The sequence below is a fragment of the Pseudomonas coronafaciens pv. oryzae str. 1_6 genome (assembly GCF_000156995.2).
In the GTDB taxonomy this organism is placed as follows: Bacteria; Pseudomonadota; Gammaproteobacteria; order Pseudomonadales; family Pseudomonadaceae; genus Aquipseudomonas; species Aquipseudomonas tremae.
This window is the reverse complement of sequence record NZ_CP046035.1, coordinates 1100871-1115221: the sequence shown is the minus strand read 5'-3', so window position 1 is coordinate 1115221 and position 14351 is coordinate 1100871. Positions and strand designations below refer to the sequence as shown.

The 14351-nt window shown below is 57.3% G+C and carries 13 protein-coding genes and 2 pseudogenes; 10 read left to right on the top strand and 5 right to left on the bottom strand.

What is annotated here, in order from left to right; all coding sequences use genetic code 11:
* The first annotated feature begins 17 nt into the window (after nt 1-17).
* The 7 genes and pseudogenes from POR16_RS04970 to POR16_RS04940 all read left to right on the top strand — a co-directional run bounded on the left by POR16_RS04970 (nt 18) and on the right by POR16_RS04940 (nt 6012).
* Entirely contained in the window at nt 18-1580 is a 1563-nt protein-coding gene (locus POR16_RS04970; RefSeq protein ID WP_154897048.1) for a type VI lipase adapter Tla3 domain-containing protein, read from the top strand.
* Between the two features lie 25 nt (nt 1581-1605).
* A pseudogene (locus POR16_RS04965) lies at nt 1606-1713 on the top strand (PAAR domain-containing protein); the annotation flags it as partial.
* Nucleotides 1714-1756: 43 nt separating this feature from the next.
* Nucleotides 1757-3319 (top strand): type VI lipase adapter Tla3 domain-containing protein, encoded by a 1563-nt coding sequence (locus tag POR16_RS04960; RefSeq protein WP_154897047.1) that lies wholly within the window; start codon nt 1757-1759, stop codon nt 3317-3319.
* A gap of 25 nt (nt 3320-3344) precedes the next feature.
* A pseudogene (locus POR16_RS04955) lies at nt 3345-3452 on the top strand (PAAR domain-containing protein); the annotation flags it as partial.
* 44 nt (nt 3453-3496) lie between these two features.
* Nucleotides 3497-5035 carry a type VI lipase adapter Tla3 domain-containing protein gene (locus POR16_RS04950; protein WP_154897046.1) on the top strand — a complete coding sequence of 513 codons (1539 nt, stop codon included), beginning with the start codon at nt 3497-3499 and terminating at the stop codon, nt 5033-5035.
* Nucleotides 5036-5071: 36 nt separating this feature from the next.
* Nucleotides 5072-5587, top strand: coding sequence for a hypothetical protein (locus tag POR16_RS04945; protein ID WP_005890206.1), 516 nt, complete (start codon nt 5072-5074; stop codon nt 5585-5587).
* Nucleotides 5588-5682: 95 nt separating this feature from the next.
* Entirely contained in the window at nt 5683-6012 is a 330-nt protein-coding gene (locus POR16_RS04940) for a hypothetical protein (protein WP_005890205.1), read from the top strand.
* Between the two features lie 72 nt (nt 6013-6084).
* Here POR16_RS04940 and POR16_RS04935 read toward each other — a convergent pair whose 3' ends face one another.
* Nucleotides 6085-6915 (bottom strand): mechanosensitive ion channel family protein, encoded by an 831-nt coding sequence (locus POR16_RS04935; RefSeq protein WP_005890204.1) that lies wholly within the window; start codon nt 6913-6915, stop codon nt 6085-6087.
* A gap of 101 nt (nt 6916-7016) precedes the next feature.
* Nucleotides 7017-7496: a YajQ family cyclic di-GMP-binding protein gene (locus POR16_RS04930; protein ID WP_005890203.1), complete on the bottom strand. Its 480-nt coding sequence runs from the start codon at nt 7494-7496 to the stop codon at nt 7017-7019.
* Between the two features lie 171 nt (nt 7497-7667).
* On the opposite strand from POR16_RS04930, the gene POR16_RS04925 reads away from it, so the two are divergent.
* From POR16_RS04925 to POR16_RS04915, 3 genes are read left to right on the top strand one after another with little or no spacing between them, the layout of a single operon-like run.
* Nucleotides 7668-8588 (top strand): putative 2-dehydropantoate 2-reductase, encoded by a 921-nt coding sequence (locus POR16_RS04925; protein ID WP_005890202.1) that lies wholly within the window; start codon nt 7668-7670, stop codon nt 8586-8588.
* A 44-nt stretch (nt 8589-8632) separates the two neighbouring features.
* On the top strand, nt 8633-10669 hold the full coding sequence (locus POR16_RS04920; RefSeq protein WP_005890200.1) for a sensor histidine kinase: 2037 nt from the start codon (nt 8633-8635) through the stop codon (nt 10667-10669).
* A 15-nt stretch (nt 10670-10684) separates the two neighbouring features.
* The gene (locus POR16_RS04915) at nt 10685-11263 is read left to right on the top strand and encodes a cob(I)yrinic acid a,c-diamide adenosyltransferase (protein WP_005890198.1); all 579 of its coding nucleotides are present in this window, start codon (nt 10685-10687) and stop codon (nt 11261-11263) included.
* 216 nt (nt 11264-11479) lie between these two features.
* Here POR16_RS04915 and POR16_RS04905 read toward each other — a convergent pair whose 3' ends face one another.
* From POR16_RS04905 to argJ, 3 genes are all read right to left on the bottom strand, one after another.
* Nucleotides 11480-12430 (bottom strand): Nudix family hydrolase, encoded by a 951-nt coding sequence (locus POR16_RS04905; protein WP_024668822.1) that lies wholly within the window; start codon nt 12428-12430, stop codon nt 11480-11482.
* A gap of 2 nt (nt 12431-12432) precedes the next feature.
* Nucleotides 12433-13059, bottom strand: a complete 627-nt coding sequence (locus POR16_RS04900; protein ID WP_024668821.1) for a glutathione S-transferase family protein — start codon at nt 13057-13059, stop codon at nt 12433-12435.
* Between the two features lie 71 nt (nt 13060-13130).
* Nucleotides 13131-14348, bottom strand: a complete 1218-nt coding sequence (argJ, locus tag POR16_RS04895; protein ID WP_005890188.1) for a bifunctional glutamate N-acetyltransferase/amino-acid acetyltransferase ArgJ — start codon at nt 14346-14348, stop codon at nt 13131-13133.
* Between the last annotated feature and the right edge of the window lie 3 nt (nt 14349-14351).

The window sequence follows — 14351 nt, the reverse complement described above, 5'->3', positions numbered from 1 at the left end:
AAGCACAGGAAAATCATATGGAATTTCGTGAGATACATTCGGTAGCACGCTGGGGCATTGCAGGGATTTTAGGTGCGGTTCTGCTGAGTTACAGCGGACACTGGTGGGGCAAGGCCGTTGCTGATGAAAAACACGAACAGGTAGCCTACAAGTCCAAAGTGGAAGAACAAGTATCAGAACAGCAGGCAACTCAAAAGCGAAACTATTCTCTGGAAATTAGGGGAGTAGGCATAGCTGTCAATGACTGGCATCAATCGTCTGTCTGGCGAGAAATTGTAAAGAAAAACAACAATCTCTCATCGATATTTCCGTCGGACTCTAAAGCCTACAACCCATCCTTGAGCTCGCGAGAAACTACAGCGGATATTAATACTCGGGTGGCTTTCCAGCATTCCGCAGGAGAGTCGGTGGCCTATTGGCCAATTCCAGCCTTTGCTTTAGGCCCTCCGAACCCTTACGGAAAGCCCTACCGTGCAGCGAATCTAATCAACTCCGGCCGGAATGCAGCGACCTTAGGTGTCACCCAGCTTCTCTGGCAAAACGATGAGAGCACCAACTACGCACAAAGCATGATCGAGCGACTGTTTCAGTTTTTTGAGGCTAATCCTAAAGTTCCGCAAGCACTGATCGCAAGCGAGGACGGGGACGTCACGCGGAACATATATCGCAAACGTGGCACTCCCGGACTACCCAAAAATGCTCAGGTAGTCCCCACTGTATTCGAGAGCATGACAGGCCTGCTGGTCACCCGTTCCGACAGGGTAGATCGCTATATTCGTCCCTATGCGACAAACGAGCCAGAGGACAACCAGAGCAAAGATACCGATCTAGGCAAGCTTTGGGCTTTCTACTGGGATCGGGACAAAGCATTTATGGACTGGTACGAAACTGCCGAGAAAGCGAAAGGCGTTGAAACCCCCTACGCCCCGGGCACCATGTCCACCGCCTACTGGCAATCCCAACTTCCCACGCTGTGGAAAACAATCAGCAACCGTGGCCCTGGCAACTTCGAGCCTTCCCCTTGGCTACCCATCCGCTGGGGTCAGCATCAGGTCAAGGAGTTCGATGCTGCGCCGGTGCTTGGCTATCTGCATCGTCCGATCAAGGCCTCCATGCAGGATGAAAACAGCAAGCGTCTGAAGCCGGCCTTGCAAGCCAAAGCGCTGCAAGCCGCTTGGGTGCAGGCGCTGGACACTCTGCCAGAAGGGCAGAAACCTGTGCGGGTGTTCTACGACAGCACCAACAACCCGGAAGCCGAAATCGCCCTGAACAACGCACTGCACGACCTGAACAAAGACGGCCACGGTCTTGAACTGGGCAATGTCGAAGAGGGTTACGACATTGGTCGCCGTCTGGGTAATACCGGGGTCAGCGGTGCGCTGGTCGAGATTAATCTGGCGACCATCGCCAGCTACAAGGAAGGCGGCGTCAGTGCTGTGGTCTACGCAGGCACCGACGGCAGCCTGACCGTACAAATGGTCCGCCCGCCCGATGAAGCACGCAAGGCGAAAAACAGCCAGAACCGTGGCGCAGACCCGTTCACCTTCGGCTCGCCAACCGGCGGGGCACCTGCAGAGTGAGCTATCCCGTCTGTCTGGGCGACACCACCCCACCCGAAAGCTGAACGGCATCCCGGTGGTGCTGCACGGCCATCGACTGGCGTGCGGCTGTCAGGGTGTGGCCAGCCATGCCATGAATGTGCAAGTGGTCTAGAAATTTGTGATCAGGTCATGCAACGGAAGCACAGGAAAACGATATGGAGTTGCGTGAGATAAGCTCGGTGACGCGCTGGGGTATCGTAGGAGTTTTGGGCACTGTACTTTTGACTTTTAGTGGTCACTGGTGGGGAAAGGCCATTGCCGGCGAAAGAAACGAGCTAGCTAACTATAAGACCCAAGCCATTCGTCAAAGTGAAGAAAAACAGTCTATACAAAAACGGACTTATTCATTAGAGATACGCGGGATCGGGATTGGAATACATCAAGACTACCAATCAACCATTTGGGAGTTCATCAAAAAGAAAAACAACAATTTCTCATCAATATATTCGCAAAATCCAAATGATTATAAAGCTTCACTTTCGTCTCGAGAGAGCTCAAGCGGAATTAAAATACGTGTTGCTTTTCAGCACTCAGCAGGTGAATCGGTAGCGTATTGGCCAGTTCCAGTATTCGCTCTAGGACCACCCAACCCATACAAAAAACCTTATCGAGCCGCAAACCTTATCAACTCCGGTCGTAATAAAGCGACCCTAGGAGTAACTCAACTCCTCTGGCAAGACGATGAAAGTACGACCCACGCACAAGCCATGATCGAAAGAATGTTTCTGTTTTTCGAAGATAACCCTAAGGTTCCGCAGGCGTTGATAGCTAGTCAAGACGGAGATATCACACGAGATATTTATCGTAAAAGTGGTACTCCCGGACTACCCAAAAATGCTCAGGTAGTCCCCACTGTATTCGAGAGCATGACAGGACTACTGGTCACCCGATCCGACAGGGTAGATATTTATATTCGCCCCTATGCGACAACCGAGCCAGAGGACAACCAGAACAAAGATACCGACCTAGGAAAACTTTGGGCTTTCTACTGGGATCGGGACAAGGCATTTATGGACTGGTACAGAACTACCGAGAAAGCCAAGGGCGTTGAAACCCCATATGCCCCCGGCACCATGTCCACCGCCTATTGGCAATCCCAGCTCCCCACCCTGTGGAAAACCATCAGCAACCGTGGCCCTGGCAACTTCGAGCCCTCCCCTTGGCTGCCGATCCGCTGGAATCAGCATCAGGTCAAGGAGTTCGATGCTGCGCCGGTGCTTGGCTATCTGCATCGTCCGATCAAGGCCTCCATGCAGGATGAAAACGGCAAGCGTCTGAAGCCAGCCCTGCAAGCCAAAGCCTTGCAAGCGGCTTGGGTTCAGGCGCTGGAAACTCTGCCCGACGGTCAGAAACCTGTGCGGGTGTTCTACGACAGCACCAACAATCCGGAAGCCGAAATCGCCCTGAATAAAGCACTGCACGACCTGAACAAGGACGGCCACGGCCTTGAACTGGGCAATGTCGAAGAGGGTTACGACATCGGTCGCCGTCTGGGTAATACCGGGGTCAGCGGTGCGCTGGTAGAGATCAACCTGGCGACCATCGCCAGCTACAAGGAAGGCGGCGTCAGTGCTGTGGTCTACGCAGGCACCGACGGCAGCCTGACCGTACAAATGGTCCGCCCGCCCGATGAAGCCCTCAAGGCGAAAAACAGCCAGAACCGTGGCGCAGACCCATTCACCTTCGGCTCGCCAACCGGCGGGGCACCTGCAGAGTGAGCTATCCCGTCTGTCTGGGCGACACCACCCCACCCGAAAGCTGAACGGCATCCTGGTGGTGCTGCACGGCCATCGACTGGCGTGCGGCTGTCAGGGTGTCGCCAGCCACGCCATGAATGTGCGAGTGGTCTAGGAATTTTGTGATCGGGTCATGCAACGGAAGCACAGGAAAATCATATGGAATTTCGTGAGATACATTCGGTAGCACGCTGGGGCATTGCAGGGATTTTAGGTGCGGTTCTGCTGATCTACAGTGGACACTGGTGGGGCAAGGCCGTTGCTGATGAAAAACACGAGCTGGTAGCCTACAAGTCCAAAGTGGAAGAACAAGTATCAGAACAGCAGGCAACTCAAAAGCGAAACTATTCTCTGGAAATTAGGGGAGTAGGCATAGCTGTCAATGACTGGCATCAATCGTCTGTCTGGCGAGAAGTAGTCGCTAAGAATAACAACCTTGTATCCATATACCCATCATCCCCCAAGGAATACGATTCAGGCCTGAGTTCGCGTGAGCTCACTAGAGGCATAAACACACGCGTGGCGTTCCAGCATTCAGCTGGAGAATCTGTCGCGTATTGGCCTATCCCAACATTTGCTATTGCGCCTCCCAAACAGCCTTCAGACACTGGGGCTGCAGAGAACATAATGAGTGGTCGAAATGCTGCGACTTTGGGTGTCACGCTCGTTTTGTGGCAAGACGCTGAAAACACCACACATGCTCAAAAAATGCTTGAACGTTTATTCCTTTTTTTTGACGACAACCCTCAAGTGCCTGAAGCGCTAATCGTAAGTGAAGATGGCGATGTCACGCGAAACAGTTTGCGCGTTGCCGGCACTCCAGGTCTGCAAAAAAATGCTCAGGTAGTACCCACTATATTCGAGAGCATGACAGGACTCTTGGTCACCCGTTCCGACAGGGTAGACCGTTATATTCGCCCTTATGCGACCAGCGAAACAGAAAGCAATCAGAACAAAAATACAGATATGGGCAAGCTTTGGGCTTTTTACTGGAATCGTGACGACGCATTCACGGAACAGTATGAAAACGAACAAAGCGCCAAAGGCGTTGTAATTCCCAAATCCCCAGGCACCATGTCCACCGCCTACTGGCAGTCCCAACTTCCCACGCTCTGGAAAACCATCAGCAACCGTGGCCCTGGCAACTTCGAGCCCTCCCCTTGGCTGCCGATTCGTTGGAATCAGCATCAGGTCAAGGAGTTCGATGCTGCGCCGGTGCTTGGCTATCTGCATCGTCCGATCAAGGCCTCCATGCAGGATGAAAACGGCAAACGCCTGAAGCCTGCCTTGCAAACCAAAGCGCTGCAAGCCGCCTGGACACAGGCGCTGGACACTCTGCCAGAAGGGCAAAAACCTGTGCGGGTGTTCTACGACAGCACCAACAACCCGGAAACCGAAATCGCCCTGAACAACGCCCTGCACGACCTGAACAAGGACGGCCACGGTCTCGAACTGGGCAATGTCGAAGAGGGTTACGACATCGGTCGCCGTCTGGGTAATACCGGGGTCAGCGGTGCGCTGGTAGAGATCAACCTGGCAACCATCGCCAGCTACAAGGACGGCGGCGTCAGTGCTGTGGTCTACGCGGGTACAGATGGCAGCCTGACCGTACAAATGGTCCGCCCGCCCGATGAAGCCCGCAAGGCCAAGAACAGCCAGAACCGTGGCGCAGTCCCGTTCACCTTCGGCTCACCTTAGATATCACCGCACTCTCAATCGGAACAAGGAAGAAATATGTACACGCGTTTTTGTAAGGCCGTTGTAGGTATGCATTTAGTCGCCGGGATTGTTCTGTTAGCGGGCTGTACGCAAGAGTCAGTATCCCCGTGTGACGAGCTGATTGGTGACTACGCTACAAAGCCTAAGAGTCAGCCGAAGATTCGTATCGAGAAAAGCGACGAGAAATTCTTGCTCACGAATAGCGAATCCGGCACCCAGGTCAGCGAAGCACTCACGCCGTTACCCACCGCCGAAATAGTGGAAATATTTGAAGGCAGGATAGTCCCGCCTCGCTGTATTCTCACCGCTGATGGCATCAAGATAATGAAGCTCCCCGCAGGCAGCGGCATTAATCCCACAGAGGACCCCGATCGGAAACTTTCGCATTATCCAGAGCCTACTCCCTTCCTAATGGGCATATCTGCGGGAGTCGCGGCTGTATTGGGTCTTTACCCTGTACCTCATCAAGAAAAACTCAAGGATATCGACGAGGACGATGAGGAAGACGACGGTTACATTTACAGTAAATAGCGCACAGCTCGTGCCGGTATACCGAAAGGTATGTTCGTAACCAACAGCTGACGAAACACCCGAGCGTCGATGTCGAAAATAATCATGGAGCAAAAATGAATACACTCTGTAAAGGAAGCGCTGGGCGTCACGCTCTGCTTAGCATTATGGGTTTAGTTGTCTGGCTGCCTATTATTTCTATCGCATTGCTGTTCGGTGCGGTGCGCCTGGCCACAGGGTTGGGTGAAGGGATACTGGTAGTTGCCGCTACACTCGGTTTACTAATGAATGCAGAGGTCGTCGCGACCCTTATTTTCTTCATCTACGCATGCTGTGCAAAACCATGGCGATTTTCAAAAAAATGGCGACTCCGCTTTTATACTCATGCGTTAGCCGGAGGTATGACGACACTTTTAATTGTCGCCTTGGAGATAGCGTTTTCCTGACCCGGCCACTTAAAGAAAAGCCCCGACTCTCACGAGCCAGGGCTTTGGATTTGCCAGAAAAGCTGTCGACAGTTACTCCTGAACCACCCGCACAATCCGTTGCGGCAACGGGATTTCGATGCCTGCGTCCTTCAGGCGGTCACGTGCTTCGATGTTGAACATCGACGTCACGTCGCCCATGTCGCCCGTGGTGGTCCATACGCGCAGCGATAGCGTGATCGCGTTCTCGCCCAGTGCAGCGACCACAGCCTGCGGGGCCGGATCCTTGAGTACGCGGGGGTCGTCGGCCATGTCCAGCAGGACCTGCAGTGCTTTCCTCAAATCCGCATCGTGGCTGACGCCGATATCGAAGGTGATCTTGCGGGTCGGCTGACGATTGGTGTTGGTGATGATGCCGTTCGACAGGTTGCCGTTGGGAATGATCACGGTACGGTTGTCGCCGGTACGCAGGACGGTGTGGAAGATCTGGATGTTGTCGACGGTTCCCGATACGCCCTGAGCTTCGATCCAGTCGCCGATGCGAAATGGACGGAACAGTAGAATCAGCACGCCGCCTGCAAAGTTCGCCAGGCTGCCCTGCAACGCCAGACCGATGGCCAGGCCAGCGGCACCGATAGCGGCCACGAACGAGGTGGTTTCGACGCCGATCATTGACGCGACACTGACCACCAGCAAAATTTTCAGGATGATGTTCGCCAGGTTGCTGACGAAGCCCTGCAGGGCCAGATCAGCGTGGCGCAATGCCAACAAGGCACCAAGCTTGCCGGTCAACCGGTTGATCAGCCACCAGCCCAGACACAGTGTTACCAGAGCCAGCAGCAAACGGCTGCCGTATTCCATGATCATCGGAATCCACGCCTGCGACGCTTGCCACAGATGACCGACTTCAGCATTCAAATCCATCGTTACCCCCATTATCCGTTACGAACCAACATCAAATCGCGCCCACGGCGATTCGGACCGACCGGGAAACGCAAGGGTTCCCCGCAGCCCATTACTTATGTTCAGTCACGGAAGTTGTTGAATTGCAAAGGCATGCCCGAATCGTAGGCACGCAAGACGGCAATGGCTTCTTGCAGGTCGTCGCGTTTTTTGCCGGTCACACGGACTTGTTCGCCTTGAATGGCGGCCTGCACCTTGAGCTTGGCTTCCTTGATATGGGCGACGATTTTTTTCGCCAGTTCTTTGTCGATGCCTTCGCGCAACGTGGCTTCCTGTTTCATCAGTTTGCCGGACGCATAGGCGTCTTTGACTTCAAGGCACTTCGCGTCGACCTTGCGCTTGACCAGCGCCAGCTTGAGGATTTCGATCATCGCTTCCAGCTGGAAATCGGCTTCGGCGGTCAGCGTGACGGTCAGTTCCTTGAACTCGAACGTGCCTTTGCCTTTGAGGTCATAGCGACGGTCCAGCTCTTTGATGGCGTTGTCGACGGCATTCGTGACTTCGTGTTTATCCAGTTCGGACACTACGTCGAACGAGGGCATGTATGTTCTCCAGGTAAACGGCGTGCGCACAACAATCACGCACGCATGACTTGACGGTATGAAAGAACGCTCATTATAACGAGACTTTCCCTGCGTTCACTGTGAGCCTTGCATGCACATCCCTGTTTTCATGTTCAGCAGACCGTCTCAGCCCCTGATTGTGCCGTCCTGATGGCCGTGACCTGGCATATCCTTGGCGCAGGCAGTCTGGGCAGCCTGTGGGCAGCGCGACTGACGCGGGCAGGCCTGTCGGTGCGCCTGATACTGCGTGATGAGGCGAGACTGGACGTCTATCAGGCTGCTGGCAGCTGCGTGACGCTGATCGAAGGCGACGTGGCCCAGGCTTACCCGGTCGAGGCGCAGACTGCCACGCACCGCGAGCCTGTCGAGCGTCTGCTGGTCGCCTGCAAGGCCTATGACGCTGAACAAGCCGTCGCACAGCTGGCTTCACGCCTGACGCCTTATGCCGAAGTGATCCTGCTGCAAAACGGGCTGGGCAGTCAGGACGCGGTTGCTGCGCGGGTTCCCCATGCGCGCTGCATTTTTGCCTCGAGCACCGAAGGCGCATTCATGGAATCGGACTGGCGCGTCAGGTTCGCCGGGCACGGTTTTACCTGGCTGGGCGATGTGTCGAACCCGGCTGCGCCGGCACTTCTCCAAGACATACGCGCCAGCGGCATTGCTCACGAATGGACGCCAGACATTCTCACCCGCCTGTGGCGCAAGCTGGCGCTCAATTGCGCCGTCAACCCGCTGACAGTTTTGCACGCATGCCGTAATGGCGGCCTGCTGGAGCAAGGTTGCGAGGTCATGACACTCTGCGCCGAGCTGGCCAAACTGCTGGAATGCTGCGGCCAGCCAGCCGCGGCGCAAGGGCTGCACGATGAGGTGCTGCGCGTCATCCACGCGACAGCCGCCAACTACTCGTCCATGTATCAGGATGTCGCTCATGGGCGACGAACCGAAATCAGCTATCTGTCGGGATACGCCTGTGCGGCGGCCGCTCGCCATCACTGCCCGGCACCTCACCTGCAGCAATTGCAGACGCGTCTGACAACCCATCTGGCAAGCAAGGGTTTGCGTACCGACTAGCCCGCGCTACCCTGCTCGCACCACCCGTCAATGCGACCTGCCCCATGCCTTTGCGCCAACGCCTGGAAAACCTGCCAGTAGGTCAGAAACTGCTGGCAGCTCTGCTGATCCTGATGACCACTGTGCTGCTGGTTGCCAACCTGACCTTCATCAGCGCCGCCTATTACATCTCTCAGGAAGCGATGGCTCCGCAGGCCTTGCAGACCATTGGCCGACTGATCAGCAGCGCCAACCTCAACGAGCGGGCCCTGTACTCGCCCAACGAGGCGCGCGCGCTGCTCAAGGAGCTGAGAAGCTACGGGCCTTTACGCGCTGCAGCGCTGTACGACAATGACGGCGAGCGGCTCGAACAGATGCATCAGGGTGAAAGCCTTGAGCTGCCGAAGCACTTCAACGACCTGGAAAGCTGGCGCCTGACCGAGTTTCGTAGCACGCAGGTCATCACTGTGCCCAAGGGCGACGAGCCGCCGGGGCATCTGTTGCTGGTCGCCAGCAGCGAGCTGCCACCTGCGTTCTACACCGGTACGCTGACTGCCAGCCTGGCCATTCTGGTGTTCAGCGTGTTGCTCTGGCTGGTGGTGGCACGGCAGATACGGCGCCTGATCACCGAGCCTATCGACCAACTGGAAGAGCTGTCGCGGCGCGTCACCCGTGAAGAAAACTACGCTTTGCGCGCAGCGCCCGGCAACGAGGATGAAATCGGCAGTCTGGCTGAAGCGTTCAATACCATGTTGTCGCGTATCGAGGCGCGTGAGCAGCAACTCAAGCGCGCCCGTGACGACTCTCAGGAAGCCTACGATCAGGCCCAGGGGCTGGCCGAGGAAACCCGTCACACCAATCGCAAGCTGGAGCTGGAAGTTCAGGTGCGCAGCAAGATCGAGAAAAAGCTCACCGGCTTCCAGAACTACCTCAACAGCATCATCGACTCGATGCCCTCGGCCATGATCGCGCTGGATGAGCAGCTTTACGTGACCCAGTGGAATCAGGAAGCCACGGCGCTGTCCGGCACTACGCTGGACGAGGCGCTAAACCAGCCGATCTTCTTGGCCTTCGAGCCGATGCGCGCTTTTCTGCCGCAGATCAAGCACACCGTCGAGCGGCACAGCGTGACCAAGATCGAGCGGGTCACCTGGATCAAGAATGAAGAGGCGCGCCACTACGCGTTGACGTTCTACCCGCTGACCGGTGATGCCGGGCGTGGGGTGGTGATCCGCATCGATGACATCACCCAGCGTATTTCGCTGGAAGAAATGATGGTGCAGTCGGAAAAGATGCTGTCCGTCGGCGGTCTGGCGGCGGGCATGGCACATGAGATCAACAACCCGCTGGGCGCCATCCTGCATAACGTACAGAACATCCGCCGGCGCCTGTCCCCGGAATTGCCGAAGAACATCGAGCAGGCCGAAGCGGACGGCATTGACCTGACAGTAGTCAATCATTATCTCGAAAGCCGTGAAGTGCCGAAGCTGCTCGATGGCATCCAGCAAGCCGGTGCCAGGGCGGCGAAGATCGTCAGTCACATGCTCAATTTCAGTCGTCTGAGCAGTCGTCAGCTGTCGCCCTGCGACCTGCCGGGGCTGATCGACCAGGCGGTGGAAATTGCCAGCAACGACTTCGACCTGACCATCGGTTTCGACTTCAAGGGCCAGCACATCATCCGCCAGTTCGACAAGAACCTGGGGCCGGTGCCGTGTATCGCCAACGAGCTGGAACAGGTACTGCTGAACCTGCTGAAAAACGCTGCCCAGGCCATTCACCAGCGACCGGAAAGCGAAGAGCCGGGGCGCATTATCCTGCGCACCCGCCTCAACCCGCCCTGGGCCGAAATTCAGGTTGAAGACAACGGCATCGGCATGTCGGAAAACGTTCGCAAACGCACATTCGAGCCGTTTTTCACCACCAAGGAAATTGGCCAAGGCACCGGACTGGGTCTGTCGGTGTCGTACTTCATCATCACCAACAATCACAAGGGTCAGATGGAGGTGCAGTCCTCCCTCGGCATGGGCACCTGCTTTACGCTGCGTTTGCCGCTGATAGCCAATCAGACAAACGTTCAGCAGCAGGTTATTTCGAAGTCTTGATCAGGAGCCACATCAATGGGCTTTCGTTTGTCGAAAATCTACACACGTACCGGCGACACAGGTGAAACCGGGCTTGGCGACGGTCGCCGGGTGTCCAAGGACCACCCGCGCGTCGAGGCCATCGGTGAAGTCGATACGCTCAACAGCCAGCTCGGCCTGTTGCTGGCGGGGCTGATCGATGAAGCTCAGCGTGTTCCGGCGCTCAATGAAGTGATTGAAGTGCTTGCGCCCTGCCAGCACCGCCTGTTCGATCTGGGCGGCGAGTTGGCGATGCCGACTTACAAGGCCCTGAACAGCGCAGAAGTTGACCGGCTGGAAGCGGCGATTGATGTGTGGAATGAAGAATTGGGCCCGCTGGAAAACTTTATTCTGCCCGGTGGCTCAACGCTGATCGCCCAAGCGCACATCTGCCGCAGCCTGGCGCGCAGTGCCGAGCGCCGTTGCCAGCATCTGAATGCGGTAGAACCACTTGAGGGCGCCGGGCTGGCGTACATCAACAGGCTGTCGGACCTGCTATTCGTGGCAGCGCGCCTGATCGCCAGAAGACAAGGTATCGCAGAGATACTGTGGCAGCCTGCACCCAAGCCGGTCTGAGTGGCGCCACGAGGCTTATCGTTCGATGCTCCGCGTGACAAGGCCTTTCATGATGCTCTGCGTCTGCTGTTGGGTGTGCGTTGCGGCGCGGAGCGTCACCCACGGCACTCCCGCGCTGGAGCGTGAGGAACGATAGGTGTCTGGACCGGAACACCTATCGTGCCCACGCTCCGCGTGGGCAAGTCGTTCTGGCCGCTCTGCGTGCTCTTCTGAGAATCAGAGGATCTCGTCAGGCCAGAACGCGCGGATTCCTGCCACGCCCTGTGCGCCGCTTTCCCAAGCCTGCTTCAGCTCCGCAGGGCCTACACCGCCCAGCAGAAAGACCGGCTTGTTGAAGCCAGCGATCAAGCGGGTCGCCTGATCCCAGCCCAGTGGCTGTGCATCTGGATGGGTCAGGGTTGGCTGAAGCGGTGACAACGTGACGAAGTCCACGCCCATCTGTTCGGCCAGGGCCAACTCTTCGGCGTCATGACAGGACGCAGCCAGCCAGCGGTTCTCGGGGAACGGACGGCCACGGCTGGCGTATTTACGCAGCTGCTCCGACGTGAGGTGCCAGCCAGCGGAAGGAAAGTCGCCCAGCCACTCCAGAGGGCCTTTGAGCATGAGTTGCGCCTTGCCCGCACATAAGCCTGCCGCATCAACCGCCAGATCGCGATATTTCGGGTCATAACCACCCGGCGCTCGCAACTGGACCAGCTTGATACCGCCCGCTACAGCCTTTTGCATGCCGCGCAGCAGTTCGATGTTGTCCAGACCTTCAGGTGTGATCAGATACTCGCCGGGCAAACAGGCTGCCGCCACGATGGGCTGGTTGGCTGCCGGAAACTCGTAGTCCGGCAGCTCACGCGAGGTCGCCCAGACCAGCGGCTGCCCTTCGACACCCTGCGGCTCGCCAGTGAATGCCGACACTTCCCAGACATCCAGCAACACCTGCTTGTCAGGGTAATCGTGGCTGACCTTGATCAGCGGACGCGCTGACGTCACGGCAATGCCCAGCTCTTCCTGCAGTTCACGTGCAAGCGCCGCCTCGACGGTCTCGCCCGCCTCGACCTTGCCGCCTGGGAACTCCCAGAGGCCGCCTTGATGCTGACTGTCGGCGCGTCGGGCGATCAATACTTTGCCGTCAGCGCCACGAATGACGGCGGCGGCCACATGAACTCGTTTCACGATCAGGACTCCTCCAGACCGGCCTGCTGCCAGCGTTTGAAGGCAGGCCATTGGTAGATGGTTTCGATATAGGCCAGCGCATCAGCCGGCAACTCGACGTGATAGCTGCGCAAGCGAATCGCCGCTGGCGCAAAGAACGCGTCGGCGATGCTCGGTTTACCGAACAGAAACGGTCCGCTTTCGGCTGAAGCGGCCCGGCACTCGGCCCACAGCCCGATCATGCGATCAATGTCGTGCTGAGTGTCGACCGGAATCACCTCCAGCGCCTGGTCCTGACGCAGGTCCATAGGCATATTCGAGCGCAGGCTGGCAAAACCGCTGTGCATCTGCGCACAGGCCGAGCGAGCCTGGGCGCGAGCGGCGATGTCGCGTGGCCACAGGTCGGCGTCGGGGAAGCGCTCCACCAGGTATTCACAGATGGCCAGCGAATCAATGATGGTGCCGTGCTCGCACTGCAACGCGGGCACTTTGCCGGTTGGCGAATACTTGAGAATGTTGTCACGGGTGTCAGGCTGGTTCAGGCGAATGACCTGATCGGTGAACGGCGCACCGGTCATCTCCAGCACAAGCCAAGGGCGCAGCGACCAGGAAGAATAGCGTTTGTCGCCAATAATCAGATGCAGGCTAATGGTCAAGCTCCTTTGAGTTCAGCGAAGGAAGCCCGGCGCAACGGCAAGATGACTGCGCGCCGGACAGTGGATCAGGTGCGATATTCAGCGTTGATCTTCACATATTCGTGTGAAAGGTCAGTGGTCCAGATGGTTTCGCTGCAATCGCCACGGCCCAGCTCGATACGGATAGTAATCTCCTCTTCGGCCATGACCGCAGAGCCCTGTTCTTCAGTGTAGGTGGTGGCGCGACAGCCCTGGCTGGCGATGCATACGCCACTTAGGAACACGTCGATCTTGCTCACGTCGAGGTCAGGCACACCTGCACGACCGACCGCCGCCAGGATACGACCCCAGTTGGGGTCCGATGCGAACAGCGCAGTCTTGATCAGTGGCGAATGAGCGACCGCGTAACCGACGTCCAGGCATTCCTGATGATTGCCACCGCCATTGACTTCGACAGTGACGAATTTGGTCGCGCCTTCGCCGTCGCGCACGATGGCCTGAGCCACGTCCATGCACACATCGAACACGGCTTTTTTCAACGCTTCGAACAATGGCCCCTTGGTTTCAGTGATCTCGGGCAGGTCGGCCTGACCGGTAGCGATCAGCATGCAGCAGTCATTGGTCGACGTATCACCGTCGATGGTGATGCGGTTGAACGACTTGTTGGCGCCTTCACGAATCAGGTCCTGCAACACGCTTTGCGACACTTTGGCATCGGTGGCAATGTAGCCGAGCATGGTTGCCATGTTCGGACGAATCATGCCTGCGCCCTTGCTGATGCCGGTCACGGTGATGGTCACGCCATCGTGAGTGAACTGACGGCTTGCACCCTTGGGCAGCGTGTCGGTGGTCATGATGCCTGTGGCGGCGGCGGCCCAGTTATCCACCGACAGATCATCGAGCGCGGCTTGCAGCGCGCCTTCAATCTTTTCCACAGGCAGAGGCTCGCCGATCACACCCGTCGAGTATGGCAGCACCGCCGACGCATCAACGCCGGTCAACTGCGCCAGCGCCTCACAGGTACGGCGTGCGGCCACCAGACCAGGCTCACCGGTGCCAGCGTTGGCGTTACCGGTATTGGTCAACAGGTAGCGCACGCTGCCCTGCACGCGCTGTCTGGCCAGAATGACCGGCGCGGCGCAGAACGCATTCAGGGTGAAGACACCGGCAACGCTGGAGCCTTCGGCACAGCGCATGACCACGACGTCCTTGCGCCCCGGACGCTTGATGCCGGCAGAAGAAATGCCGAGTTCAAAACCGGGAACCGGGTGCAACGCAGGCAAAGGACCAAGACCAACAGCCATCGG

Excerpts from the sequence above, each read along its gene's own strand:
- argJ (WP_005890188.1), bottom strand. The coding sequence starts at position 14,348 with ATGGCTGTTGGTCTTGGTCCTTTGCCTGCGTTGCACCCGGTTCCCGGT.
- POR16_RS04950 (WP_154897046.1), top strand. The coding sequence starts at position 3,497 with ATGGAATTTCGTGAGATACATTCGGTAGCACGCTGGGGCATTGCAGGG.
- POR16_RS04945 (WP_005890206.1), top strand. The coding sequence starts at position 5,072 with ATGTACACGCGTTTTTGTAAGGCCGTTGTAGGTATGCATTTAGTCGCC.
- POR16_RS04925 (WP_005890202.1), top strand. The coding sequence starts at position 7,668 with ATGGCCGTGACCTGGCATATCCTTGGCGCAGGCAGTCTGGGCAGCCTG.
- POR16_RS04915 (WP_005890198.1), top strand. The coding sequence starts at position 10,685 with ATGGGCTTTCGTTTGTCGAAAATCTACACACGTACCGGCGACACAGGT.
- POR16_RS04940 (WP_005890205.1), top strand. The coding sequence starts at position 5,683 with ATGAATACACTCTGTAAAGGAAGCGCTGGGCGTCACGCTCTGCTTAGC.
- POR16_RS04970 (WP_154897048.1), top strand. The coding sequence starts at position 18 with ATGGAATTTCGTGAGATACATTCGGTAGCACGCTGGGGCATTGCAGGG.
- POR16_RS04920 (WP_005890200.1), top strand. The coding sequence starts at position 8,633 with ATGCCTTTGCGCCAACGCCTGGAAAACCTGCCAGTAGGTCAGAAACTG.
- POR16_RS04960 (WP_154897047.1), top strand. The coding sequence starts at position 1,757 with ATGGAGTTGCGTGAGATAAGCTCGGTGACGCGCTGGGGTATCGTAGGA.
- POR16_RS04935 (WP_005890204.1), bottom strand. The coding sequence starts at position 6,915 with ATGGATTTGAATGCTGAAGTCGGTCATCTGTGGCAAGCGTCGCAGGCG.
- POR16_RS04930 (WP_005890203.1), bottom strand. The coding sequence starts at position 7,496 with ATGCCCTCGTTCGACGTAGTGTCCGAACTGGATAAACACGAAGTCACG.